Source organism: Pseudomonas sp., from assembly GCF_026224925.1.
In the GTDB taxonomy this organism is placed as follows: domain Bacteria; phylum Pseudomonadota; class Gammaproteobacteria; order Pseudomonadales; family Pseudomonadaceae; genus Aquipseudomonas.
Genome location: NZ_JAMFRV010000308.1, coordinates 1 through 24,252, shown reverse-complemented (window position 1 = coordinate 24,252; position 24,252 = coordinate 1). Strand labels below are relative to the sequence as shown.

General features: G+C 57.2%; 24 protein-coding genes. 12 read left to right on the top strand and 12 right to left on the bottom strand.

The features are described 5' to 3' along the window. Positions 1 to 1,145: OprD family outer membrane porin (locus M0974_RS13255; RefSeq protein WP_297837116.1), on the top strand; the 1,145-nt coding region annotated here is incomplete at its 5' end. Between the two features lie 73 nt (positions 1,146 to 1,218). On the opposite strand, the gene dctA is transcribed toward M0974_RS13255, so the two are convergent. The 7 genes from dctA to M0974_RS13220 all read right to left on the bottom strand — a co-directional run bounded on the left by dctA (position 1,219) and on the right by M0974_RS13220 (position 8,444). After that, positions 1,219 to 2,565, bottom strand: a complete 1,347-nt coding sequence (gene dctA / locus M0974_RS13250; RefSeq protein ID WP_297837113.1) for a C4-dicarboxylate transporter DctA — start codon at positions 2,563 to 2,565, stop codon at positions 1,219 to 1,221. A gap of 126 nt (positions 2,566 to 2,691) precedes the next feature. After that, positions 2,692 to 3,633, bottom strand: coding sequence for a D-2-hydroxyacid dehydrogenase (locus tag M0974_RS13245; protein ID WP_297837110.1), 942 nt, complete (start codon positions 3,631 to 3,633; stop codon positions 2,692 to 2,694). 235 nt (positions 3,634 to 3,868) lie between these two features. Then, on the bottom strand, positions 3,869 to 4,246 hold the full coding sequence (locus M0974_RS13240; RefSeq protein WP_297837107.1) for a VOC family protein: 378 nt from the start codon (positions 4,244 to 4,246) through the stop codon (positions 3,869 to 3,871). A gap of 12 nt (positions 4,247 to 4,258) precedes the next feature. Then, positions 4,259 to 5,230 (bottom strand): hydroxymethylglutaryl-CoA lyase, encoded by a 972-nt coding sequence (locus M0974_RS13235; RefSeq protein ID WP_297837104.1) that lies wholly within the window; start codon positions 5,228 to 5,230, stop codon positions 4,259 to 4,261. Between the two features lie 43 nt (positions 5,231 to 5,273). Beyond that, on the bottom strand, positions 5,274 to 6,464 hold the full coding sequence (locus tag M0974_RS13230) for a CaiB/BaiF CoA-transferase family protein (RefSeq protein ID WP_297837102.1): 1,191 nt from the start codon (positions 6,462 to 6,464) through the stop codon (positions 5,274 to 5,276). A gap of 206 nt (positions 6,465 to 6,670) precedes the next feature. After that, positions 6,671 to 7,567: a LysR family transcriptional regulator gene (locus M0974_RS13225; protein WP_297837100.1), complete on the bottom strand. Its 897-nt coding sequence runs from the start codon at positions 7,565 to 7,567 to the stop codon at positions 6,671 to 6,673. Then, positions 7,560 to 8,444 (bottom strand): LysR substrate-binding domain-containing protein, encoded by an 885-nt coding sequence (locus M0974_RS13220; protein ID WP_297837097.1) that lies wholly within the window; start codon positions 8,442 to 8,444, stop codon positions 7,560 to 7,562. Before M0974_RS13220 ends, M0974_RS13225 begins: the two co-directional genes overlap by 8 nt. A gap of 124 nt (positions 8,445 to 8,568) precedes the next feature. Between M0974_RS13220 and M0974_RS13215 the strand changes: the two genes are divergently transcribed. Both M0974_RS13215 and M0974_RS13210 read left to right on the top strand, forming a co-directional pair. After that, positions 8,569 to 10,098: an MFS transporter gene (locus M0974_RS13215; RefSeq protein WP_297837094.1), complete on the top strand. Its 1,530-nt coding sequence runs from the start codon at positions 8,569 to 8,571 to the stop codon at positions 10,096 to 10,098. A 101-nt stretch (positions 10,099 to 10,199) separates the two neighbouring features. Further along, positions 10,200 to 10,463 carry a DUF2790 domain-containing protein gene (locus M0974_RS13210; RefSeq protein ID WP_297837092.1) on the top strand — a complete coding sequence of 88 codons (264 nt, stop codon included), beginning with the start codon at positions 10,200 to 10,202 and terminating at the stop codon, positions 10,461 to 10,463. A gap of 74 nt (positions 10,464 to 10,537) precedes the next feature. Here the strand turns inward: M0974_RS13210 and M0974_RS13205 are convergent, their stop codons facing one another. The 3 genes from M0974_RS13205 to M0974_RS13195 form a co-directional block, all read right to left on the bottom strand. Continuing rightward, positions 10,538 to 11,677, bottom strand: a complete 1,140-nt coding sequence (locus M0974_RS13205) for a glycerate kinase (protein ID WP_297837089.1) — start codon at positions 11,675 to 11,677, stop codon at positions 10,538 to 10,540. A gap of 118 nt (positions 11,678 to 11,795) precedes the next feature. Next, on the bottom strand, positions 11,796 to 12,899 hold the full coding sequence (locus M0974_RS13200; protein WP_297837086.1) for a sugar diacid recognition domain-containing protein: 1,104 nt from the start codon (positions 12,897 to 12,899) through the stop codon (positions 11,796 to 11,798). Positions 12,900 to 12,992: 93 nt separating this feature from the next. Further along, positions 12,993 to 13,709, bottom strand: a complete 717-nt coding sequence (locus M0974_RS13195; RefSeq protein ID WP_297837084.1) for a FadR/GntR family transcriptional regulator — start codon at positions 13,707 to 13,709, stop codon at positions 12,993 to 12,995. A 284-nt stretch (positions 13,710 to 13,993) separates the two neighbouring features. Between M0974_RS13195 and M0974_RS13190 the strand changes: the two genes are divergently transcribed. The 5 genes from M0974_RS13190 to pncA all read left to right on the top strand — a co-directional run bounded on the left by M0974_RS13190 (position 13,994) and on the right by pncA (position 19,543). Then, a complete protein-coding gene (locus tag M0974_RS13190; protein ID WP_297837081.1) occupies positions 13,994 to 15,337 on the top strand; it encodes an MFS transporter in 1,344 nt (447 codons plus the stop codon). 92 nt (positions 15,338 to 15,429) lie between these two features. Next, positions 15,430 to 16,782 (top strand): glucarate dehydratase, encoded by a 1,353-nt coding sequence (gudD, locus tag M0974_RS13185; protein WP_297837078.1) that lies wholly within the window; start codon positions 15,430 to 15,432, stop codon positions 16,780 to 16,782. A 124-nt stretch (positions 16,783 to 16,906) separates the two neighbouring features. Beyond that, positions 16,907 to 17,560 (top strand): DUF1345 domain-containing protein, encoded by a 654-nt coding sequence (locus tag M0974_RS13180; RefSeq protein ID WP_297837075.1) that lies wholly within the window; start codon positions 16,907 to 16,909, stop codon positions 17,558 to 17,560. 44 nt (positions 17,561 to 17,604) lie between these two features. Further along, the gene (locus M0974_RS13175; RefSeq protein WP_297837072.1) at positions 17,605 to 18,570 is read left to right on the top strand and encodes a D-2-hydroxyacid dehydrogenase family protein; all 966 of its coding nucleotides are present in this window, start codon (positions 17,605 to 17,607) and stop codon (positions 18,568 to 18,570) included. A gap of 298 nt (positions 18,571 to 18,868) precedes the next feature. Then, positions 18,869 to 19,543: a bifunctional nicotinamidase/pyrazinamidase gene (gene pncA / locus M0974_RS13170; RefSeq protein ID WP_297837069.1), complete on the top strand. Its 675-nt coding sequence runs from the start codon at positions 18,869 to 18,871 to the stop codon at positions 19,541 to 19,543. On the opposite strand, the gene M0974_RS13165 is transcribed toward pncA, so the two are convergent. Then, a complete protein-coding gene (locus tag M0974_RS13165) occupies positions 19,532 to 20,014 on the bottom strand; it encodes a GNAT family N-acetyltransferase (RefSeq protein WP_297837066.1) in 483 nt (160 codons plus the stop codon). The genes pncA and M0974_RS13165 overlap by 12 nt on opposite strands. Before the next feature lie 145 nt (positions 20,015 to 20,159). Between M0974_RS13165 and M0974_RS13160 the strand changes: the two genes are divergently transcribed. The 3 genes from M0974_RS13160 to M0974_RS13150 all read left to right on the top strand — a co-directional run bounded on the left by M0974_RS13160 (position 20,160) and on the right by M0974_RS13150 (position 23,246). Further along, entirely contained in the window at positions 20,160 to 21,044 is an 885-nt protein-coding gene (locus M0974_RS13160; RefSeq protein ID WP_297837063.1) for a formate/nitrite transporter family protein, read from the top strand. Between the two features lie 149 nt (positions 21,045 to 21,193). Beyond that, entirely contained in the window at positions 21,194 to 21,877 is a 684-nt protein-coding gene (locus M0974_RS13155; protein WP_297837060.1) for a response regulator transcription factor, read from the top strand. Then, positions 21,855 to 23,246: a HAMP domain-containing sensor histidine kinase gene (locus tag M0974_RS13150; RefSeq protein ID WP_297837058.1), complete on the top strand. Its 1,392-nt coding sequence runs from the start codon at positions 21,855 to 21,857 to the stop codon at positions 23,244 to 23,246. The genes M0974_RS13155 and M0974_RS13150 overlap by 23 nt, the downstream gene beginning before the upstream one ends. Before the next feature lie 12 nt (positions 23,247 to 23,258). On the opposite strand, the gene M0974_RS13145 is transcribed toward M0974_RS13150, so the two are convergent. Further along, complete coding sequence (locus M0974_RS13145) at positions 23,259 to 23,666, bottom strand: hypothetical protein (RefSeq protein ID WP_297837054.1); 408 nt, start codon at positions 23,664 to 23,666, stop codon at positions 23,259 to 23,261. 208 nt (positions 23,667 to 23,874) lie between these two features. On the opposite strand from M0974_RS13145, the gene M0974_RS13140 reads away from it, so the two are divergent. Then, positions 23,875 to 24,252: efflux RND transporter permease subunit (locus M0974_RS13140; RefSeq protein WP_297837051.1), on the top strand; the 378-nt coding region annotated here is incomplete at its 3' end.

The following is a 24,252-nucleotide window of genomic DNA, read 5'->3' as shown; positions in this document are numbered from 1 at the left end:
TCACCTCAGGTTACACCCAAGGTCCGGTAGGTTTCGGTGTCGATGCCATTGGCCTGTTGGGCATCAAGCTCGACTCCAGCGCAGACAAACACGGCAACCCAACGGGTAACGCTTACGGCGGCACCGTGTTTCCCAGCGACGGTAACCACGCGGTCGATGACTTCTCTAGCCTGGGCCTGACCGCCAAAGCAAAAATCTCCAAAACTGAACTAAAGCTGGGGACGTTATTGCCGAAAAACCCGGTCATCGTCTCTAACGATGGCCGTCTACTGCCGCAAACATGGCAGGGTGGGCAACTGACGTCCGCTGACATCAAGGACTTGACGTTAGTTGGCGGGCAGATCGAACAAGTTAAAGGCCGTAACTCCAGCAACAATGAGAACCTGTCAATCGCTGGCGCCAACGGCGGCGTTAATAACGCCATCACCGGCAAGACCAGCAACAAGTTCATCTACGCGGGTGGCGACTACAAGCTGACCAAAGACCTCACTGCTCAGTATTACTTCGGCAAACTGGAAGATTTCTACAAACAGAACTTCCTGGGTCTGGTGCATAACTGGGCCATCGGCCCTGGCGTGCTGAAGAGCGACATCCGCTACTTCAACAGTAAGGACGATGGTGCCAATGGCCATAATCCGCTGTACTACACCAGCGGTTATTACGGCGGTACCACCACTAAAGGTAAGGTCGACAACAACCTTTACAGCGGCTTGTTCCTGTACACGGTTGCCGGTCACACCTTCGGTGGCGGCTATCAGTCGAGTAACGGCGACAGTGACTTTCCTTGGCTGAACCAAGGTGATGGCTCGTCCAACTACACCATTACCGACATGCAAATCCAGAAGTTCGGCCGGGCCGGCGAAAAAACCTGGCAGGCGCGTTACGCCTATGACTTCTCCGCGCTGGGACTCCCGGGCGCAACAGCGGGTCTGGTTTACTTAAGGGGCGACGATATCGACACTCCGACCACCAGCGATGCAAGCGAATGGGAACGTGACCTGACGCTGGCCTACGTGGTGCAGTCTGGCGCAATGAAAGGCTTTGGCGTGATGTGGAAAAACGCCATGTGGCGCAACAACATTCCCAACACCCGTCAACAGGATGAGAACCGTCTGATCCTCAGCTACACCTTGGCGCTGTTCTAAGCACAGAAAAGCAAAAACCCACAACCGGTCAATTTTCGTGGACCAACCGGTTGTGGGGGGCGTGCTCTTTCTTCTACACAGTCTCTTTCGACACTGCGCCTTGCGGTTCACCCACCGAACCGCTTTTAAGTTCCGCGGCCAAGGTGTCCAGATTCAAAGCCCCTTCCCACTTCGCAACAAATAGCGTCGCAACGCCGTTGCCAATCACGTTGATTAGCGCTCCGCCTTCGGAAATGAAGCGGTAAATTCCCAGCACGAGTACCAAGCCAGCGGCCGGTATCACGTCCAGTGATCCCAAGGTTGCGGCCAAGGTGATAAATGCACCGCCGGTAACGCTCGCCGCGCCTTTGGAGGTCAGTAGCAGGATCAACAGCAAGGTGATCTGCTGCCCGAGTCCCAAATTTATATCCAGCGCTTGGGCAATGAATATCGCCAATACAGTCATGTTGATGCAACTGCCGTCGAGGTTGAAACAGTAGCCGGACGGCACCACCAATCCGACAACGGACTTCTCGCAGCCGAGCTTTTCCAGCTTACTCATCAGCCGCGGCAGTGCTGATTCGGAAGATGAGGTTCCCAACACCAGGAACAGCTCGTCTTTTATGTACTTGAGAAAACTCCACAAACTGAACCCGGCTATTTTTGCCACCAGGTTCAGCACCACGAAAACGAAGAAGAACGCGATAACGTAATAACACAGCAGCAAGTTGGCATAGGCCCCCAGCGAGCCAACGCCATATTTGCCTATGGTAAAAGCCATGCCGCCGAACGCGCCCAACGGCGAGACATACATGACGATCTTGACCATGCGAAAGAAAGCCTGCGCCACCAAATCGATGATCGCCAGCAGTGGCTTGCCCGCCGCACCCAGCATTTGCAGGGCGAAAGCGAACAGGATCGAGATGAACAGCACCTGCAGAATATCGCCCTCGGCAAACGCACCAAGCACCGTATTGGGCACGATGTGCGTTAGGAACCCCACCACGCTTTGATCGTGAGCGGCTTTAGTAAACGCGTCGATGGCGTGTACATCCAGGCTCGCCGGATCGATGTGCATGCCGACTCCGGGCTTCATCAGGTTGACCCCAATCAGTCCAACCACCAGCGCCAACGAGGTCAGCACCTCGAAGTACAACAGCGATTTGAACCCCACCCGACCGATGCGCTTGAGGCTTTGCATGCTGGCAATGCCGCTAACGACCGTGCAAAAAATGATCGGCGCGATCAGCATTTTGATTAGTTTGATAAACGTGTCACCGAGCGGTTTCATCTGCTCGCCTAACGTTGGATAGAAGTGGCCGAAGGCGATGCCAAGGATGATTGCCACGATCACCTGCACATACAGGTGCTTGAAGATTCTGCCCATAGGCAGTCGGCGTGTTTGAGGCTCAGTTATCGAGGGTTTAATTATTGTTGTCATCACGATTCCTCCGTCGGTGGGTTTCCTCAAGTCGATAACCAGCCGACCCGGTGATGGGCCAATCGCGAGAGAATTGTTTTTGTTGAAAAAGTCGCAAGTCAGGCGTGCGCCGAAACCCCAATCGAGTTACGTCACTTGATTGATTGGCACCCCTTTACTGAACGCCTGCAGGTTGCCAACGATTTCATCGGCCAGTCGTTGCAAGCTACTCTGACTGGCCCAAGCGACATGCGGCGTGACGATCAGGTTGGCTAGATCAGTGCTCAATAGCGGGTGGTTTTGCGGCGGAGGTTCGCTGCTCAGCACGTCCAGCGCCGCCCCACCCAAGTGTCCACTGTTAAGCGCCTGCAATACTGCGGCTTCATCCAGCAATGGACCCCGCGCGGTGTTGATCAGCACTGCACCCGGCTTCATGCGTGCCAGTTCGGTCGTCCCGATCAGCCCGCGGGTTAGCTCGTTCAGCGGGCAATGCAGGGTAATCACGTCGCTCTCGGCCAGCACGCTATAGAACGGCTGATAACCTGGGCGCGTGGTATTGGAATGACGATGCTCGGCATAGATCACCTGCATGCCAACCGCTTCGGCCAAGCGCGCCGTTGCAGTGCCAATATCGCCTTTTCCAACGATGCCCAATACGCTGCCGCGCACGTCTTTGATCGGCGCTTTGTGTACACAAAAATGCGCCGACGCTGACCAGTCGTGTAGCGCGGCGTCGCGGTAGCTGAACAACTGCCGACTCAGGGCGAATATCGAGGCAATCACTGATTCCGCCACACTGTGCGCCGAGTAAGCCGGCACGTTCGACACCACGACCCCGAACTCGCGGCAGGCCGCCAGATCGATGCAGTCATAACCGGTGGCGGCGACGCAGATGAAGCGCAATAGGGGTAATTGCGCCAACTCGGCACGACCGATACGCACCTTGTTGGTGATCAGCGCATCGGCATGGGAGGCGACTTGCACCAACTCATCAGCACGGGTGCTGGGCCGGTCAATCCAACTGCAGACCCACGCCGGTCGCGCAATCGTGCGGGGCAAACTGTCGCTGTCGAGGAAGACAATGTTCATGAGAGGCCTTTTTTTATTGAGTGAATCCAGATCAACATGAAGATCCTGTGGGAGATTCTATGTCTGAGGGCTATCCACAGATCCCCAGTGGGAGCGAACTTGTTCGCGAAAGTAGCGCCGCGGTATGTCTGATAAACCGCGTCGCCTGATTCCCGAACAAGTTCGGTCCCACCGAATCTCGGGATGACTTCCGATACGGGGTAATCCACAAACCATCGATGTGAGCAGGCTTACCTCAAACGTACTCAGAGATTTCGATCAGGTTTAAATCCGGGTCGCGCAGGTAGACCGAGCGAATGGGGCCGATGGCTCCCGTGCGCATGATCGGGCCTTCGATGATTGGCCAGTTGGCTGCGCCCAAACGTTCGATCACCTGATCCAGCGGAATCGAGGCGATGAAGCACAAATCCAATGCGCCAGGCACCGGTAGATGGGCCTTGGGCTCAAACTCTTGGCCACGAATGTGCAGGTTGATCTTCTGACTGCCGAAGGTGAACGCCATGCGGCCTGCGCCGAAAGTTTCCAGGCGCATGCCCAGCACGCGAACGTAGAAATCCTGGGTGGCCTCGGCATTGGTCGCGGTCAACACCAAGTGGTCCAAGTGATCGATCATTGACTGTGCTCCTTAAACGTTGATCAGGGCCGAAGGCACTTGCTGAAGCATGTTGGTGACCCGCGCCGGAGTCGGGTGTAGGTCCAGGCGGCGACCGGCCTTGAGTAGTTGGCTGGGCACCTCATGCCCGATCAACCCCGGCAAGCGCGCAGATGCCGCTAATACTTGGTCCAAATCAATGCCGGTGGTGTAACCCATAAGTTGCAGCATGTGCACCAAGTCTTCGGTGCAGACATTGCCGCTGGCGCCAGGCGCATACGGGCAGCCGCCTAAACCGCCCAGGGATGAGTCGAAACGCTCGACACCCGCATCAATGGCCGCCAAGGCGTTTGCCAGTGCCATGCCACGGGTGTTGTGAAAATGCAGGGTCAGCTGCAACTCCGGGAAACGTTCTCGAACCGTCGCGCAAAGGGCTTCGACCTGGCTCGGAAACGCCATACCGGTGGTGTCACACAAGGTCACGCCGCGGGCACCTAGCTGAGCAAACCGTTCAACCCAACCCAGGACTTCATCGGCCGAGACGTCACCTTCCATCGGGCAACCGAAGACCGTAGATAACGACACGTTAATTGCCACCGGCCCCCTGCCAATGACCCCAAACACTTCCTCAAGCTGGGCGAAAGATTGTTCGCGGGTCATGCGCAGGTTGGAGCGGTTATGGCTTTCGCTGACCGACATCACCAAGTTGGCTTCGTCGATGGCGCAGGCCAAGGCGCGTTCGGCGCCACGCACATTGGGCACCAACACGGTGTATTCGACCGCAGGATTTCGTTGGATGCCTTGCATGACGAGTTCAGCGTCACGCAACACAGGAATCGCCTTGGGCGAAGTGAACGAGGTGACTTCAATTTTTGCGTAACCGCACTGGCTCAAGGCATTGACCATGGCGATTTTGTCCACGGTCTCGATGAACTGTGCTTCGTTTTGAAAGCCATCGCGGGTCGCGACTTCCTGAATGAACAGGCGTTTATCGTAATGCTTCATCGGGCTGATTCCTGTGGCTGCTTGCGGCGGTTGATAGCGCGCTTCAAATGATTCCGCGACGACGCCACTCGGTGCGGCTGGCGGCGTCAATTCCCAGTTCGTCCAGCACTTCATCGGTGTGTTGGCCGAGGGTCGGTGCCGGGCGGCTGACGCTACCGGGGGTGCTGCTGAGTTTGGGCACTATGCCCGGCAGCGTGACCGCCGTGCCGTCGTCCAACTGACTGTCGAGCAACATGTCACGCGCTCGATAATGTGGGTCATTGGCGATGTCAGAGGCGTCGTAGATTTTGCCTGCAGGGATTCGAGCTTCAGTAAGGATCGCCAGCACTTGATCGAGATCACGCTCAGCAGTCCATGCTGAAATGGCTGCGTCGATGTATTCCACTTGACGAACTCGGCCATCGTTGTGCGCCAAGGCTGGGTCGTCCGCCAGATCGGCGCGGTCGATCACGGCCATCAAGCGCTGGTAAATGCTGTCGCCATTGCCGGCAATCAAGGCGTAGCGGCCATCGCGGCAACGGTAAGCGTTGGTCGGCGCGATGCCTGGCAAGCTGCTGCCTGCAGGTTGGCGGATGCTGTCGAACACCGAGTATTCGGGCAGCAGGCTTTCCATCATATTGAACACCGACTCGTACAAGGCAACGTCGATTTGCTGACCTTCACCACCGTTTTGCTCGCGATGACGCAGCGCCAGCAGGATGCCGATCACCCCGTGCAACGCCGACAGCGAATCACCAATCGATACGCCAACCCGAACCGGCGTACGTCCTGGCTCCCCGGACAAATGACGCAAGCCGCCCATCGCCTCGCCAATCACCCCGAAACCTGGACGATCGCGGTAAGGACCGGTCTGCCCGTAACCCGACACTCGCAACATCACAAGACGAGGGTTGAGCGCGTGCAAAATCTCCCAGCTCAGACCCCAACCTTCCAGCGTACCGGGACGGAAGTTCTCGATCAGCACATCGGCTTCGGCGATTAATTTACGTGCCACGTCTTGCCCTTCCGGCTGACGCAAATCAAGGGTCACCGAGCGTTTGGTGCGCGACGAGACCGCCCACCAGACCGAAGTACCTTCGTGCAACAGGCGCCATTTGCGTAACGGATCACCTGTGCCCGGCGGCTCTATCTTGATCACATCAGCCCCGAATTCACCGAGCATCTTCGCCGCGAACGGTCCAGCAATCAGCTGCCCGAGTTCAATCACCCGAATGCCTTGCAGTGGCTTTTGCATGGGATCCCCTCTCTTGTTTTAGACGCTACAACTGAACAACGTAGAGGGAGTGTGTGCGGGAGGGACGACGCTGAAAATTAATCATTTCTCCATGACCCTTTCTGTTTGGGAAAGGGTCATGGATTACCGCCTACTTGTGCGGCTTACATGTGCGGTACTTGTGCGGTCCGATGCCTGACCAACCATAGGGCAACGAGAGTTGTCCCCTACTCCATCCGCAAATACTCAAACAGCCGCAACGCCTCAGGCTGCAGGCCAGCCACCGATTTGACGCCTAAATAGAGCGTGCGCTGGGCCCAGTCGTCGGTGAGGTTGACCGCACGCAGCCCGGCGCCGAGCAGTTCAGTGCGTACGGCGGCTTTAGGCAGCACGCCGATGCCCAGCCCGGCTTCGATCATGCGGCAGATGGCGTCGAAGCTGCTGACCTGAATCCGTACGTTAAGGACTTTGCCTGCCCGCAGTGCTGCATCGCTGATCCGCCGCAGTAGGGAGCTTCCCTGGTTGAGACCGACGTAGTCGTAGACCAGGGTATCCGTGAAGGCGACTTCATTCAGTTCGGCCAGGGGATGTGCCGGCGGCACTAGCAGTACCAACTGATCGGTACGGTAGACAAATTTTTCCAGGCCGGGTGCGGAAACGTTGTCGGCGAACACGCCCATATCAGCGCGGCCGCTTTCAACGGCTTCAACGATGGCGTCGCTCAAGGCTTCGTCAAGACTGACGCGCAGTTGCGGGTTTTCCCCAAGAAAATTGCCAAGGTCGTTGGGCAGGAACTGCACCACTGCGGAGGTGTTGGCCCAGATCTTCACGTGCCCGCGCACGCCCACGGCGTAGTCGCCGACATCCACGGCCATGCGGTTGACGCCGTCGAGAATACTCCGCACATGACTCAGCAATCCGTGCCCGGCGGAGGTCAATTCCAGGCCCCTTGGTAAGCGGATGAACAAGGCACAATCGGTGGTTCGTTCCAGTTCAGCGATGCGTTTGCTGAGGGCCGACAGCGTCATACCAACGTGCTCGGCGGCGCGGGTCAGGCTGCCGTACTCAGCAGCCAGCAAAAATACGCGCAAGGATTGCAGATCGAAATGTGCAGGATTAATCATGAGGAGCCTCGCTGAAATGCTTTACGTGCTCGATGAAACGCGCAACCGCCGGAGCCTTCTCGAATCGTCGGTACACCAACGACAAGAATGACGAAGGTTGGCAATCCTGAATACGGCGGTACACCACGTTCGGCAGTTTGATGTGGTCCACCACGGACTCCGGTACCACCGCCACGCCTTGTCCCAGAGATACCAGGGCGATGACCGAGACCAGCCCACCCGGCTGCGGGCCGAGTGTTGGCGCGAAACCAGCGTGGGCCGCCACCTGCAAGGTGCCGGATATCTGCTCAGGGAGAATGAAGGTTTCATTTTGCACATGCACCGCGCTGATTTCTTTCAGGCGGCACAGCCAAGAGCTGTCGTGCAATGCCAGAACAAAACCTTCCGCCAACAGGCTAACGGTGCTGAGCGAATCGGGCAGGTGCATGGGCGAACGGATGTAGCCGACATCCAACCGCCCCTCCTCAATCAGCGTTGGTACCGAAGGCATCAAGCTTTCGACAATGGAAAAACCGATGTCCGGATAGCGCTGACGAAAACTGCTGACCTGCTGTTGCAGAGAGCCGGAGAACACCGCCGACGCCACGTAACCCAATTCGATATGCCCAGTCTCCCCGCGCCCGGCACGCTGGGCATTGAGTTGTGCGGTTTCAAATTGCCGCACCGCCAGCTCGGCTTCTACCTGCAACGCTTTGCCGGCGTCAGTCAGGCTGACGTCCCGCTGCTGTCGCACAAACACGCGGGTGCCCAGTTCGCTCTCCAGGTCCTGGATCTGTCGCGTCAAGGTCGGTGGCGCGATACCCAGTTGCTCGGCCGCGCGGGTGAAATTCCGGTGCTTGGCAACGGCCAGAAAGTAACGAAAGTGGCGTATTTCCATGGATGTATTAGCTCGAAGGTAATGATCTTCTCTAAGTCAGGTAATCGTAGCGTACTGACTGCACTTTATGCTGAGGGCAGCATTACCTGAAAAGCAATATGAGCATGAACAGCTGGAGAAAAAATTGAAAATCGTTAGCCCGCGCATGACATTAATCACCGCTTCCGCGGTCTGCTCACTCATCGTTCTCGACACCAATATTGTCGCCGTCACCCTGCCAAGTATCGCTCGTGATCTGGGCGCGGGCTTCGCGGACATTGAATGGGTGGTCAGTGCTTACATGCTGGCGTTTGCCGCGTTGCTATTGCCGGCAGGCAGCATCGCTGACCGCTTCGGTCGCAAAAAAACCCTGATCAGCGGCTTGGTGCTGTTTATTTTGGCGTCGCTGGGCTGCGGCGCAGCACCCAATATCGTGTTTCTCGACATCGCCCGCGCGGTTAAAGGGGTCGGCGCAGCCTTATTGCTGACGTCGGCCCTGGCTACCATTGGCCATGTGTTTCACGATGAAACCGAGCGTGCCAAAGCCTGGGCCTTCTGGGGTGCCTGCATGGGCGTAGCGATGACCGCAGCGCCAACCGTGGGCGGGCTGATTGCCTCTTTCGTCGGCTGGCGCTGGATTTTCTACTTGAACTTGCCGGTGGGTGTGCTGCTGATGTTCATGGTGTGGCGCAACATCCCCGAGTCGCGCAATGAACAATCAGCGCGGCTAGACCCTTGGGGCAGTCTGGCCTTCAGCGGCAGTTTGCTGTGTTTGATCTGGGGCCTGATCGAGGCCAATCGTATTGGCTGGGACAACTCACTGACCACCCTGCGCCTGGCCGGCGGAACGCTGCTGCTGGCGCTGTTCGTGGGGGTCGAACACCTGCAACGTCGGCCGATGGTTGATTTGCAGCTGTTCAAACACCCACGTTTTATCGGTGCGCTGCTAGGGATGTTCGCGTATGCGGGCTGTGCTCAGGTGATGATGACCCTGTTGCCGTTCTACCTGCAAAACGGTTTGGGCTTTACGGCCATAGCATCGGGCGTGGGCATGCTGCCGTTCGCCGCAACTATGTTGATTTTCCCGAAAATCGGCGCGCGACTGTCCGGCCGTGTTTCGCCGGCGGGAATGATGGCCCTCGGGTTGACCTTGGTCGGTTGTGGCAATTTGCTCAGCGCATGGGCGGCGGCATCAAGCCACTATTTGCCCTTCGCCGTTGCGATGGCAGTCACGGGCGCTGGCGCCGGTTTGCTCAACGGCGATACACAGAAAAATATCATGGCCTGCGTGCCCCGTGACCGCGCCGGCATGGCCTCGGGCATGAGCACCACCATGCGTTTCAGCGCGATCGTCTTGGCCATTGGCGTCTACGGCGCGGTGTTGGCCAGCCATACCCAGCAGGCGTTGAGTAACAGCCTGCACGCCGCGGCGCCCGAATGGTTGACGCAGACCGATTACATCGCCTCGCGGGTGGTGGCCGGTGATATGGGCGCGGCGTTGGCGCCCCTCACAGAGAGCGCTCGGCTGACGATTCAACCGCTGGCGCAACAGGCGTTTGTGGCGGGCTTCAGTACGATCTTGTGGGTGGCAGGGTTGCTGGCAATATTCGCTGCGCTGCTGGTAGGGACGCTGATGCGCAACCCGATTCCAGCGGTGCAGATGCACCCGGCATAAAACACTATTCGAATTTATTTTCCCCACTTCGGGAATAAACCCCTACGCGCTTCGTCGTACAGGCTCAAGAGTTTGAACCCAACCACGAAGAGAGCCTCACCATGAAAACTTCACTGAAAAGCACATTGATCGCCCTGTCCCTTCTGGCAGTCAGCGGCGCTGCATCGGCTGCTGACGAACACTCCAGCAATAACGTCGAAGACTATACGTACGCCAGCAAGCTCGACATCGCCAAGGTCGTCGCAGGCCCAAACCTGGATTTCTGCGGTATTAAGCCTGTGCAGATGACTTACCAGGATCACTCAGGCAATACTCACACCGTGCGTTTCGAAGAGTTTGGCAGCGGTTGTAACAACATGGGCTGAGTGCGGCGCCTCTATGCCCGAAGTTCATGGCCAAAGCACATGAACTCGGGCCTGACCGCTGCCACCGCCATCCTTCAGCGAGAAGCAGCCAGTTGCCATACCCTTGCCAGATCGCGCGCGCGGTCGTGCAATAAGTCCGCAGCATTGCGGCAGGCATGATCAAGGGTCATTGGGCCACTGGTCACCGCGAACGCCGCACTGATACCGTGTCGATACAACTCTGCATAACCTTCCCCCAACGTCCCCGCCAAAACAATCACCGGGACGCCTTTTCGCTGGGCGATTTTTGCCACGCCGAACGGTGTTTTACCGCGTAAGGTCTGGGCGTCAAAACGGCCTTCGCCAGTGATCACCAGATCAGCACCGTCCAGCGCTTGCGCCAGCCCTACCAGATCGGCCACCACGTCCACACCGGGGCGAAACGTTGCGTTGAGGTAAGCCTTGGCGGCGAAGCCCATGCCTCCCGCCGCGCCGCAACCGGGGTTATCCCGCAGGTCGCGGCCTAGCACGGCGGCTGATTGATCGGCGAAATGGCCCAGCGCAGCGTCCAGTTCAAGTACCTGCTGCGGTGATGCGCCCTTTTGCGGGCCGAAGATATGCGAGGCACCGTGCAAGCCACACAACGGGTTATCCACGTCTGCTGCAACCTCAAAACGTACGTCGCGCAACCGGGCATCGAGGTTATCCAGCTCAATTGTTTGTACCTGCAGTAATGCCAGTCCACCCGGCATGACGCGCCGACCATCGGCGTCGAGAAAACGCGCACCCAGCGCCGACAGCATGCCGCTGCCCGCGTCATTGGTGGCGCTGCCGCCGATCGCAAGGATGATCCGCTGCGCCCCTACGTCCAGTGCCGCGCGAATCAACTCACCGGTGCCATAGGTGCTGCTGATGCAGGCGTCCCGCTGTTCCAGGGTCAACAGTTGCAAGCCGCTGGCCATGGCCATTTCAATAATCGCTGTGCGACTTTGCTCCAGCCAACCCCACTGCGCATCAACGGCAACACCCAGCGGACCGCTAACAGTGGCGCTCATCCACTGGCCGTCGCACGCCGCCAAAACCGCCTCTATCGTGCCTTCACCGCCATCGGCCATCGGACATTGAACGAGTTCAGCATCCGGCCAGACCTCGGCAAGACCGCTCGCGACAGCAATGGCGACACCCTGAGCGCTGAGGCTGTCCTTGAAAGAGTCCGGGGCGATGACGATTTTCATAATTAGTTTCCTGTCCGTAATAACGGGATCTTCTCACCCCAACTGATGTTTGCCGCCAGACCTTCGCACAACTAACCTCGTGCGCTATTGGTCATTGGAACAAACGTTGCGATGCGAGTTACTTGGCGACCACCCGCGGGGTCATCTGTATACCCAAGTACAGCCGCAGCAGGTCATTGGTCAGGTACGGGTCGCAGCCACTGATTTCGGCGACCTTTTCTAAACGATAGCGCAGGCTATTACGGTGGATCCCCAGCGCATCTGCACAGGCTTGGCTCTCGCCGCTGTAATCGAACCAACTGCGCAAGGTCTCCAGCAATTGACTGCCGTTGCTGTGTTGCAACTTAGCGATGGGGTCAGCAACGCCTTGGGCAAGCCAGTCATCACGATAACGCCAGAACAACACCGCGAGCCGGTACACGGACAAACGCAAAAGACGTTGCTGCGGATGAACATGGCGCCCGTAGTCGAGTAAATCGCGAGCGGCGGTGCAGGCCTGGCGCAACGTTGCCAGATCCGACGATTGCTCGACGGTCACCATGCGCAGCACCGGCCAGCCTTGCTCTTCGAACTGCTCCATCAGCAACACATCGTCGCGCTCTTTGCCCGCGGCCCGGCACCAATACAACAGCGTCGACTCGCGGACGGTGCACCAACTGTTGGAATAACGGACGTTCAACCACGCGCTCACGTGTTCGGCTGCGGCGGTGTTTGCTGGTAACTCAATCAATACCGCCTGACGCGGCAATTGCGGTTGTAACCCTAGGTGTTCGGCTTCCACGACAAGACTGTCCGGGCAATCGGTCAGCAGCAACCGCGAGAGTAAATCCTCACTGCGCTGATGCCGCCACTGCTGATCCGCCTGCTGACGACGGTGTTCCATGAGCATTTCGGCAGTCATTTTGACCAGCTCGCCATACACACGAACCTCATCCGGCTCGCCCGTGATACCCAGCACACCCACCAACTGCTGATCGAGCATCAGCGGCAGGTTGACCCCCGGCCGTACACCGCTGAGGTGCTTGGCGGTCTGCGAATCAATCTCCACCACCCGATGATTGGCCAGCACCAACTGCGCACCTTCGTGCCGCGTGTACAAACGGTCGGCCTCGCCACTGCCAATGATGATGCCCAGGTAGTCCATCACATTGACGTTGCACGGCAGAATAGCCATGGCGCGGTCAACGATGTCCTGAGCAAGGGCGTGGTCGAGAGCAAACATAAGGGACTCCGGGCAGAGAGAATCCGCTGAGTTTGCCTGATTCGGGACGGCTAATCATAGGGGCTCATACAGACGCTGTAATCCGCCAGCCCCCTACTCCGCCGGCGCTAGTCGCTCGCGACTGTTGCTCAAATGCGTCCACATGGCTGCGCGGGCCGCGTCTGGGTCTTGGCGGCGGATGGCGCTCAGCAGGGCCTCATGTTCGAGGTTGGCCAGGTAACCGTGGCGCGAGAGGTTTGTACCCGCGCGCTCGCTGGAGTTGATTCGGCTACGGGGGATCATCGCTGGGCCCAAGTGCTGCATGATCTCGACGAAACACGGGTTGCCCGTGGCTTCAGCGATCAGCAGATGAAAACGTCGGTCAGCCTCGACGCAGCTGTCGTCCTTGGCCAACAGATCCTGATAGTCATCCAGCGCCTGACGCATGGCCGCCAACTGCTCATCGCTACGGCGCACCGCCGCCAGCGCCACGGCCTGGGTTTCCAAGCCGATGCGCAGCTCGATGATGTCGCGCACGCTGGCCGCAGTTTCGACCTTTAAGCGCATGCCCGTGGGGCCGTCGTGTTCCAATACAAACGTACCAATACCGTGCCGGGTTTCTACCAGCCCCGATGCCTGTAACTTGGAAATCGCTTCGCGAACCACGGTCCGGCTAACGCCGTGTTCACGGACGATTTCACTTTCCGATGGCAGTTTTTCGCCGGGGCTGATCTTGCCCAACAAAATGCGCTGGCTCAATTGAGCCACCAGGTCGGTGGCCAAGTTGTGAGGGCGTCGCTTGGTAACAACAACGGACGGCAGATCCTGCATACGAAAGTGTCCAGATAAACGCGCTGAAACCCGCGCTGCCGGGATCATACCACCTGTTTCGTCTGCGATAAATTGGCGAACAGCTTGTATGACAACACAAAGAGCCAGTTTATGACCTCTCGTCGGCCGGTGCGCCATCACTTAATAAACCCCGATGTAAACAGCCTGAAATCCAGAAAGCCCCTCTTGCGCAGCCTAAATATACTTGTATGATGACTGGCAACCGAGCGCATGACTTGGTTGTTTCATAACCCGCATAAAAATAACGAGTGGGAGTCAAGATTGTGACTACATCCAATGCCAGTGACGGCACTGTTTCTACGCTGCTCTCGGCAGTGTCAAAAGTGAAGCGTAGGGTTCTGCCGCTGTTCGTCATCATGTTCATCGTCAACTACATCGACCGGGTCAATATCGGCTTCGTCCGAAGCTATATGGAACACGACTTGGGCATCGGCGCAGCCGCCTACGGCTTAGGCGCCGGGTTGTTCTTTATTGGCTACGCGCTATTCGAAGTACCCTCCAACATCCTGCTGCAGAAAGTCGGTGCCCGTATTTGGCTGACGCGGATCATGCTGACCTGGGGCTTGGTGGCTTCCTGTATGGCCTTCATCCAGACAGAGACCCACTTCTATATCCTGCGTTTTCTGTTGGGCGTCGCCGAAGCGGGCTTCTTTCCAGGGGTGATTTACTACTTCACTCGTTGGTTGCCTGGCGTCGAGCGCGGTAAAGCCATCGCCATTTTCCTCAGTGGCTCGGCACTGGCTTCGCTGATTTCCGGCCCGCTCTCCGGCGCGCTGTTGCAAATCACCGGTATGGGCTTACATGGCTGGCAGTGGATGTACTTGATCGAAGGGCTGTTCTCTGTCGGCTTATGCTTCTTCGTCTGGTTCTGGCTGGACTCCAAACCTCACGACGCGAAGTGGCTGACCGGCGCCGAAAAAGACGCTTTGGTCGACGCCATCAACACCGAACAGGCTGAGCGCGAAGCCGCCACGCCGATCAAGCCGTCGATGATGACCTTGCTCAAAGACCGGCAGATCGTGCTGTTTTGCGTGATCTACTTCTTCATTCAATTGACGATTTATGCCGCGACGTTCTGGCTGCCCAGCATCATCAAGAAAATGGGCGACCTCAGCGACATGCAGGTTGGGTTGTTCAACTCAATCCCATGGTTACTGTCGATTGTCGGTATGTACGCCTTCGCCTCGCTTTCGGCGAAATGGAAAAACCAGCAAGCATGGGTCGCCGCAGCATTGCTGATCGCAGCTGCCGGGATGTTCATGTCTACCACCGGCGGGCCCATTTTTGCCTTCGTGGCGATCTGCTTCGCCGCGTTGGGCTTCAAATCGGCTTCGTCGCTGTTCTGGCCCATTCCACAGGCCTACCTCGACGCCCGCATCGCTGCTGGCGTAATAGCCTTGATCAACTCCCTTGGCAACCTCGGCGGGTTCTTCGCTCCGGCAACCTTCGGCTGGCTCGAAGAGCACACCGGTTCGATTCAAGGTGGCCTGTATGGCCTCGCGGGAACATCAATTATTGCCGCGATCATCGTGTTCTATGCCCGCAGCAGCCGTAAACCTTCGCCTGTCGCCGCAAATCCCGGCACACCGGCTTCGAACCATTCTTGACCACCCGTCTCGACCAGGAATGACGGCACGCCGTGACCTTTGATTCACATCACGGCGATGCTCTAGACCCACAGTGTTTACAGGACCTCAGAATGAATACTTCTAACTCTCACGCTGTCGGCAGCGCCCCCGTCATCACCAGCATGCAGATCGTTCCGGTCGCTGGACACGATGGCATGTTGCTGAACCTAAGCGGCGCCCATGGCCCGTTCTTTACCCGCAACATCGTTATTCTCAAGGACAACGCCGGGCACACCGGCGTCGGTGAAGTCCCCGGCGGCGAACGCATTCGGCAGACACTGGAAGATGCGCGCTCCCTGGTGGTCGGCAGCTCGATCGGTACTTATCAAAAAATCCTCAACCAAGTCCGTAAAACATTTGCTGATCGTGACTCCGCTGGCCGTGGCCTGCAGACCTTCGATTTGCGTATTACCATCCACGCTGTCACCGGCTTGGAAGCGGCGTTGCTCGACCTGCTAGGTCAACATCTGGACGTGCCCGTAGCGGCCTTGCTTGGCGAAGGTCAGCAACGCGACGAAGTGAAAATGCTGGGTTATCTGTTCTATGTCGGTGATCGCAATAAGACCGACCTTGCCTACCGCAGCGAACCCGACGCTGAAAACGACTGGTTCCGCGTGCGGCACGAAGAAGCGCTGACCCCCGAAACAGTGGTTCGCCTCGCCGAAGCGGCTCACGCAAAATACGGGTTCAAGGACTTCAAACTCAAGGGCGGCGTGTTGCGCGGCGAAGAAGAAATTGAAGCTGTCACCGCCCTTGCCGAGCGCTTCCCTGATGCGCGCATCACCCTGGACCCTAACGGTGCGTGGTCACTCAAAGAAGCCATTCATTTGTGCCGCGATCAACACGCGGTCCTGGCTTACGCTGAAGACCCGTGCGGCGCAGAGAATGGTTTTTCCGGCCGCGAAGTCATGGCCGAGTTCCGCCGGGCCACGGGCCTGAAAACGGCCACCAACATGATCGCCACTGACTGGCGTGAAATGGGCCATGCGATCCAACTGCAATCGGTAGATATCCCCCTGGCTGACCCGCATTTCTGGACGATGCAAGGTTCGGTACGTGTCGCGCAGATGTGCAACGAATGGGGCCTGACCTGGGGTTCGCACTCCAACAACCACTTTGATATCTCCTTGGCAATGTTCACCCACGTGGCGGCAGCAGCGCCAGGCGATATCACAGCAATCGACACCCATTGGATTTGGCAAGACGGCCAGCGTCTGACCAAAGAGCCGCTGCAAATTGTCGGCGGCTGCGTGCAAGTGCCGAAAAAGCCGGGCCTCGGCGTAGAGCTGGACATGGACCAAGTGGCAAAAGCTCACGAACTTTACAAAGGTATGGGCCTCGGCGCGCGGGATGACGGCGTCGCCATGCAGTATTTGATTCCAGGTTGGTCGTTCAACAACAAGCAGCCAAGTCTGGTCCGCTAACGGGTTACGGCATCAGCTTTTTGCCCTTGTGGGCGTGCGGCGCAGAATCACTTCTGCGCCGTTTTTTCAACTGCCGCAAAGGCCGTGCTAAGGTTCGCACAGACCCTGACTGCGATGCCCTCTGATGCCCCATATTGCCCGTACTCATCCCCGCCTGACCGTAGCTGGACTGCTTGGCTGCGCCAGCGGCATTGTGTGCAGTTTCGTTGTTCCCGGCCTCTCACTGATCACCCACGTATTGATCGGCTGGAACATCGGGGTATGGACCTACCTGATTTTGATGATCTGGCAGACCAATCGCGCAGAAGCCGACGACGTCAAACGCTTTGCCATCATTGAAGATGAAAATGCCGGGTTGGTGCTGACAATGGTCTGCGTGGCGGCGATTGCCAGCCTTGCGGCAATCGGCGTAGAGCTGGTCGGCAGCAAAGACCTGAGCACCAACGCCAAAGCCTTCCATTACGGGTTCACTGGCCTGACAGTCGTCGGCTCCTGGCTGGTAACCGGGGTGATTTTCAGCCTGCACTACGCACGCCTTTTTTACACCGCCGACACCCAAAAACCGGCATTGCGCTTTGCTGATGGCGAGGAAAACCCGGACTATTGGGACTTTCTGTATTTTTCTTTCACCATCAGCGTCGCCGTACAAACCGCCGACGTGGGTGTCGCCAGCCGGGATCTGCGCAAAACCGTGCTCGCGCAATCGTTGGTCGGGTTTGTGTTTAATACGGCGATTTTGGGCTTTTCGATCAACATTGCGGCCGGGTTGTTTGGTTAATAGAAACAATAATTCCAATGCATTCCTTTAGCGAGGCACCCTGAATGACTGAGCATTCCCTCCTACGAATCGCCGTCCTAGACGACTGGCAGTCAGTAGCCAGTGACGTGGTGGACTGGACGGTTCTTGACTCAATCGCTGATGTCAGCTTTCTGCATGAGTTTCCGGCAGACACCGCGACCATGGTTTCTCGCCTTGAGTCGTTCGAGATCATTTGCGTGATGCGCGAGCGTACGCAGTTCAATGACGCCTTGTTGAGCCAACTGCCACGGCTGAAGTTGTTGGTCACCGGAGGCATGCGCAACGCCGCCATCGACCTGCCCGCCGCCGCACGTCTGGGTATTCAGGTATGCGGGACTGAGAGCTATAAAAACGCTGCTCCAGAAGTCACGTGGGCGCTGATCATGGGCATCACCCGCAACTTGGTGGGCGAAGCCAACTCTCTGCGTGATGGCGGCTGGCAGATCGGTCTGGGCAGTGACTTGTATGGCAAGACGCTGGGGATTTTGGGCCTGGGCAGTATCGGCAAGTGGGTTGCCAAATACGCTCAAGCGTTTGGCATGCGGGTCATCGCCTGGAGTGAAAACCTCACCACCGAACGTGCTGCAGAAGTCGGTGTGACCTACGTCACCAAGCGCGAGCTGTTTGAACAATCGGACGTACTGAGCGTGCATCTGGTCCTTAGCGACCGCAGCCGCGGCATCGTCGATGCGCAGGCGCTGGGCTGGATGAAGCCGACCGCTTACTTGATCAACACCGCACGCGGCCCGATCATTGATGAAGCCGCGCTGATCAGCCTGATGCAACGCGGCGCCATAGCCGGAGCGGCACTGGACGTTTACGAGCCGGAACCCCTGCCCGCTGACCATCCGTTTCGCACCTTGAACAATGTGCTCGCCACCCCGCACATTGGCTATGTCACCGAAAACAACTACCAGATGTTCTTCAGCCAAATGATTGAAGACATTCAGGCATGGCATGCCGGCAAGCCGATTCGAGTGTTTGGCTAGAAACCACGTCGGACGGACCTAGATACAAGTTGTCTCTTATCAAACAACGGCTAACTTATTGAAACGCAGGCATAAATCTCATGAAGTTTTAATGACATGATAGCTACCTGTAGGAGCGCGCTTGCCCGCGATGGGTCCGGGGTCCAAGACGCGGCGAAACCTCCTACCGATTGATGTTTTCGCGAACTAATTCTCAGGTTTATCGATAAACGCACCCTGCGGCGTCTTATGGTTCTGCTGCGCCTCAGGCACACTGGATCTTTCCGCCCCGGCGGATGACGCTCAAGGCAAGCTGATCATGACGTTTACTGGCACTGCCTCACCCTCCAGCCCGTCTTGCGCGCTGCTGGTTATCGATATGCAAAATGACTTTATGCCTGGAGGTCAACTGGCGGTGGCGGATGGCGATGCATTGGTTGCGTTGATCAATCGGCTCGGTGCGCGCTTTCGCAACATTGTTATCACTCAAGATTGGCATCCGCTCGGCCATATTTCATTTGCGTCCAGCCACAAACAGCTGAAGCCGTTCGACAGTATCCACCTGCCCTACGGCGCGCAAACCCTGTGGCCCGATCACTGTGTGCAAGACACCTACGGCGCCCAATTGCACGCGGACCTCGATCTGCCCAGAGCGCAATTGATACTGCGCAAAGGCTGTAACCCCGGTATCGACAGTTACTCGGCGTTCCTCGAAGCAGACCGCTGCACCCGTACCGGATTGGCCGGTTACCTTAAGGACCGCGCGATTGATACGGTATTTGTGGTCGGCCTGGCACTGGACTTTTGCGTGGCCTGGTCGGCACAAGACGCCCGGGCCGAGGGCTTGACCACCCTCGTTATCGCTGACGCTTGCCGCGCCATTGACCTGGGCGGCTCACTGCAGAGCGCGTGGGAAACAATGCTAATGGCCGGTGTGCGACGCATCGAGTCCCGCGAACTCTTTGATGAATGGCCTAGCCCGTTACTCGCCTAGCGCGAAGCTTTTCAAGGTGTCACCAGCCAAGCGGTAACGCACCCACTCTTCCTGTGGTTCAGCGCCAATGGACTTATAAAAGTCGATGGCTGGCGTATTCCAATCCAGCACGCTCCATTCAAAACGACCGCAGCCGCTGTCGTAGGCAATTTTGGCCAGATGGCGAAGCAGTTTCTTCCCCGCACCCACACCACGATGTTCAGCCGAAACATACAGATCTTCCAGGTACAACCCCTTGCGCCCTTGCCAGGTGGAGTAACTCAGGAAGTACACGGCAAAACCAATCGGTTGATCGTCCAACAAGCAAATCAATGCCTGTGCCGGCGATGGCTCATCAAACAGGCTACGTTCTATGTCGGCCACGCTGGCCAGTACTTCGTGTTTGGCATTTTCGTAGATCGCCAGTTCGGTGATAAAGCCAAGAATTACGTCGGCATCAGCCCTGGTCGCTTCACGAATTTGGATAGTCACGGTGTTTCTCCTGGATAAATACGATTTGCTTGGCAAACGCTCTGGTTAGCGGCGAACGCTCGGCGGTGGATTGTGTCTTAACCACTAGCGTCGTGCAGCATTCCATGCGCAACAAATGATCTCAGCATTGGAACCAAGGACTTTTATGGTCAGTAAAACAGACGGAAAAACCCCGGGGCTGTCCAGGGAAGAAAAAGAGGATGTCGACAAAAACCAACCGCCACGTGCGGCCGTCTTACATGAAACCATTCGCTTACAAGGCGACAAGGAGCTGGAGCGCAGTGTCGCCGCGCTGTGGTGGTCGGCCCTCGCCGCAGGCCTGACCATGGGCCTGTCGCTGATGGCGATGGGTTTATTCAATGCAAATTTACCCGCGGGTGACACCAGCAAAGTGATCGCCAGCCTTGGCTATTCAGCCGGCTTCCTCGCCGTGATTCTTGCCCGGCAGCAGTTGTTCACGGAGAACACCATTACCGCCGTGTTGCCGGTGATGAGTAAACCTACGTTGAACAATTTCGGCAGGCTGTTGCGCTTGTGGGGCGTGGTGCTGGTGGGCAACTTGAGCGGCACGCTGTTGGTCGCCTACGTGATGCTGCATTTACCAATTTTCGACGCTAAAACCGATGTTGCGTTTCTCGACATCGGCCGTAAGGTCATGGAAAACAACGTCAGCCAAATGTTTTCCAAAGGCATCGTGTCCGGCTGGATGATCGCAACCATGGTCTGGATGATTCCGTCCATGGAAAGCGCGAAGATGTGGATCATCATCCTCATTACCTACTTGATGGCGCTCGGGGATTTCACCCACATCGTTGTCGGTTCTGCTGAGGTTTCGTACTTGGTGTTCGCCGGGCAATTACCATGGAAAGACTTCTGGCTGACGTTCGCTGGCCCGACACTGGCAGGCAACATCATTGGCGGCAGTTTCATCTTCACCCTGATCAGCCATGCGCAGATCCGCAGTGAAAGCGGGAAACACGCTGAAGGTAACGCTGAAGATAAAAAAGATCAGAAGACCTCCGGCGAATAGCCAAAGCCTCTAGATACAAGGGCTGCAGCAGTGCTGCGACGACCCAATTAGCCGCCACTGTGTAGCCACATAAACTATTTGTTAAAAAGTAACCAAACATTTAGGAGCAAAATACGGCCTTCAGCCGTAACCCTTCCAGGTAATCCCGCATGACCCGAATTCTGACCATCGAGGACGATGCCGTCACGGCGCAGGAAATCGTTGCCGAATTGAGCAGTCATGGACTCGACGTTGATTGGGTGGACAATGGCCGAGAAGGCCTGGTACGCGCCGTCAGCGGCGGCTATGACTTGATCACGCTGGACCGCATGTTGCCAGAAGTGAATGGGTTGGCCATCGTCACCACCTTGCGTGCCCTGGGCATTGCTACACCCATTTTGATGATCAGCGCATTGTCGGACGTCGATGAGCGAGTAAGGGGCTTACGCGCCGGCGGTGATGATTACCTGTCCAAGCCGTTTGCCTCTGACGAAATGGCCGCCAGGGTCGAAGTATTGCTGCGTCGGCGCAATCCGGTGAGTGAGGCTGAAACCGTACTGCATGTCGGTGATTTGGCGCTCAACTTGATCAGCCGTGAAGCTAGCCGGGGTGATCAGCCACTTAACTTGCTGCCCACCGAATATAAGTTGCTGGAATTCATGATGCGCAACACCGGACAAATCATTACCCGAATGATGATTTTCGAAGAAGTGTGGGGCTACCATTTCGACCCCGGCACCAACTTGATCGATGTGCACATCGGGCGCTTGCGTAAAAAAATCGACGCACCAGGCCTGACGCCGCTAATTCGAACCGTGCGAGGCTCGGGTTATGTCATTGCTGAACCCCTCTAAGGGTTGGCGCTCGTCGAGCAGCCGTTTATTGGCGCTGTACAGTTTTCTGTTTGTCGCCTGGAGCGGCATCCTGATGGGCGTGTTGTATTGGGAAGTCACTGGCTACCTGAGCAACCTCGCCCGGCACTCGCTGATGCAACGGCAGCATCTTTTTTCGCGCTTCCAGGGTTATCAGCTAGTCGAGGCACTGACCACCAGCGAAAAATTCGACATGCGAGCGGTGGATGCCTACGGCTTGTTTGACAGTGAATATCGACCACTGAGTGGCCCGGTCAACAGCATTCCGGCGAACCTGCCGCTGGACGGCCAGATTCATCAGTTGTCCGGCTGCATCGACTCCGACAATCCGCAACTGCCGCAAGATAGCTGCGACGCAGTGGCTACCCAAACTCATGACGGCGGCTGGCTGATACTGGTGCGCGACAACGGTTCGCTGTTCGCGGTGACCACCATTATTTGGCACGCGCTGTTGTGGGCGGTGTCCCTGACGATCATTCCTGGCGCGGCGGGCTGGCATCTATTACGACGTCGACCGTTAAGGAGAATCCGCGCCATCCAAGCCAGCGCGGAGTCGATCGTTGCGGGTGACATGGCCCGACGTCTGCCGGTGTCAAACAGCCGCGACGAGTTGGACATGCTGGCCGTCATTGTCAATGCGATGCTCGACCGCATCGAAAAACTGATGTTCGAGGTCAAGGGCGTTTGCGACAACATTGCTCACGATCTGCGAACCCCGCTGACTCGCCTGCGTGCCCAGCTGTACCGCATTCAGCAACAGTCTCCGGAAGAGTCGCAGCAAGCCCAGCAAATGAGCCAAGTGATTGCTGAAGCAGACATGTTGATGGCGCGCTTTCGGGGTCTGTTACGTATCTCTGAACTGGAAGATCACCAGCGCCGATCAGCCTTTGTTGTACTCGATCCGAGCCCATTGTTGCAGGAATTGTACGAATTCTATCTGCCGGTGGCCGAAGAGGAAGGCTTGACCCTGGACCTGCGCCTGGAGCCCTCGCTACCCCCGATATTAGGCGACCGTGCGTTGCTGTTTGAAGCGCTGGCTAACTTACTAAGCAACTCCATAAAATTCTCCCCCGTGGGTGGCCAGGTCATCCTTAGCGCCTACCGTTTCGGCAACGACACCCGCATTGAAATCCAGGACTCCGGCCCTGGCATCCCGCTCGCTGAGCGCGAGGCCGTGTTCCAGCGGTTCTATCGTTGCGAAGGCGGCAGCCAGCAAAACGGCTTCGGCCTGGGCCTGTCCATCGTCGCGGCTATCGTTAACTTGCACGGTTTCAAACTGCACATCGGCGCCAGCCCTGCCGGTGGCGCCAGTTTGATACTTGAATGCCGCCGGGGTAGTGCGCTGGATTAGGCCGCCCTGAACTCAACCCGCCAGGCAGGTGAAATCCTTGGTTTTGCCCAATTGCTTGCCGTGGGTATCTTCCAGGTCGACGCGGTATTCCGTACCGAGACTGGTTTCCACCAGCTTGTAATGCTCACCGGCCTTGAACTGGTTGAAGTCGATATGCGCCTGGCATTCTTCCTGGTTGCTATCGCCCATCCCGTCCACGTACAGCGTCATGTCCAGACGGTGGGAGCCAGGGGTTACTTCAAAGTAGCGGCCATCATTAAGACGCTTGCCGTCTACTCTTTCCGCCATCAGGTCACTCAAGGGGTCTTCCTGCAAACCGATCCAGGCCTCGTTCGGATCAGCCTTGGGTACGGCCGCGCAAGCAGAAAGCAGAGTAACCAAGCCCAACATCGGAATCAGTAATAAGGTTTTAGATGACATTCTGACATACCTCAGCAGTTAGAAACTGTGTCCCCGGCAACGTCGGGGTGTTCGATGACCACTAGTTTGGCGAGCCGACACGGGACGAACAAATGAATCCATGTGAAAGGAAGTTAAAGCGCTAACTAACTATTTATTCATCTGGCTGAAAGCGAACGTTTAAGTTCGCCGGGCAAAACTGCAGGCATCCCTAATTGGAGGTTCCTGCATGCTCGGGCTGGTAAAGACCGCATTGCTCAAGCCCTACACGTTCATCGTGTTGGCGATTTTTATCTGCATTGTCGGGCCAATGGCGGCCCTGCGAACCCCTACCGACGTGTTTCCCGACATCGGCATTCCGGTGATCGCCGTGGTTTGGCAGTACAACGGGTTGTCACCCGATGACATGGCCGGCCGGGTGATCTATACCTACGAGCGCTCGTTGAGCACCACAGTGAACGACATCGAGCACTTGGAGTCGCAATCGCTTCCAGGAATGGGGATCGTGAAGATTTTCTTCCAGCCCGGAGTGGATATCCGCACCGCCAACGCGCAAGTAACGGCGGTCTCGCAAACGGTGCTTAAACAAATGCCACCGGGCATTACC

Bases quoted from the DNA above. Each gene is read 5' to 3' on its own strand.
- dctA (WP_297837113.1), bottom strand. From the start codon at position 2,565: ATGACAACAATAATTAAACCCTCGATAACTGAGCCTCAAACACGCCGA.
- M0974_RS13245 (WP_297837110.1), bottom strand. From the start codon at position 3,633: ATGAACATTGTCTTCCTCGACAGCGACAGTTTGCCCCGCACGATTGCG.
- M0974_RS13240 (WP_297837107.1), bottom strand. From the start codon at position 4,246: ATGATCGATCACTTGGACCACTTGGTGTTGACCGCGACCAATGCCGAG.
- M0974_RS13235 (WP_297837104.1), bottom strand. From the start codon at position 5,230: ATGAAGCATTACGATAAACGCCTGTTCATTCAGGAAGTCGCGACCCGC.
- M0974_RS13230 (WP_297837102.1), bottom strand. From the start codon at position 6,464: ATGCAAAAGCCACTGCAAGGCATTCGGGTGATTGAACTCGGGCAGCTG.
- M0974_RS13225 (WP_297837100.1), bottom strand. From the start codon at position 7,567: ATGATTAATCCTGCACATTTCGATCTGCAATCCTTGCGCGTATTTTTG.
- M0974_RS13220 (WP_297837097.1), bottom strand. From the start codon at position 8,444: ATGGAAATACGCCACTTTCGTTACTTTCTGGCCGTTGCCAAGCACCGG.
- M0974_RS13210 (WP_297837092.1), top strand. From the start codon at position 10,200: ATGAAAACTTCACTGAAAAGCACATTGATCGCCCTGTCCCTTCTGGCA.
- M0974_RS13205 (WP_297837089.1), bottom strand. From the start codon at position 11,677: ATGAAAATCGTCATCGCCCCGGACTCTTTCAAGGACAGCCTCAGCGCT.
- M0974_RS13200 (WP_297837086.1), bottom strand. From the start codon at position 12,899: ATGTTTGCTCTCGACCACGCCCTTGCTCAGGACATCGTTGACCGCGCC.
- M0974_RS13195 (WP_297837084.1), bottom strand. From the start codon at position 13,709: ATGCAGGATCTGCCGTCCGTTGTTGTTACCAAGCGACGCCCTCACAAC.
- gudD (WP_297837078.1), top strand. From the start codon at position 15,430: ATGAATACTTCTAACTCTCACGCTGTCGGCAGCGCCCCCGTCATCACC.
- M0974_RS13180 (WP_297837075.1), top strand. From the start codon at position 16,907: ATGCCCCATATTGCCCGTACTCATCCCCGCCTGACCGTAGCTGGACTG.
- M0974_RS13175 (WP_297837072.1), top strand. From the start codon at position 17,605: ATGACTGAGCATTCCCTCCTACGAATCGCCGTCCTAGACGACTGGCAG.
- pncA (WP_297837069.1), top strand. From the start codon at position 18,869: ATGACGTTTACTGGCACTGCCTCACCCTCCAGCCCGTCTTGCGCGCTG.
- M0974_RS13160 (WP_297837063.1), top strand. From the start codon at position 20,160: ATGGTCAGTAAAACAGACGGAAAAACCCCGGGGCTGTCCAGGGAAGAA.
- M0974_RS13155 (WP_297837060.1), top strand. From the start codon at position 21,194: ATGACCCGAATTCTGACCATCGAGGACGATGCCGTCACGGCGCAGGAA.
- M0974_RS13150 (WP_297837058.1), top strand. From the start codon at position 21,855: ATGTCATTGCTGAACCCCTCTAAGGGTTGGCGCTCGTCGAGCAGCCGT.
- M0974_RS13145 (WP_297837054.1), bottom strand. From the start codon at position 23,666: ATGTCATCTAAAACCTTATTACTGATTCCGATGTTGGGCTTGGTTACT.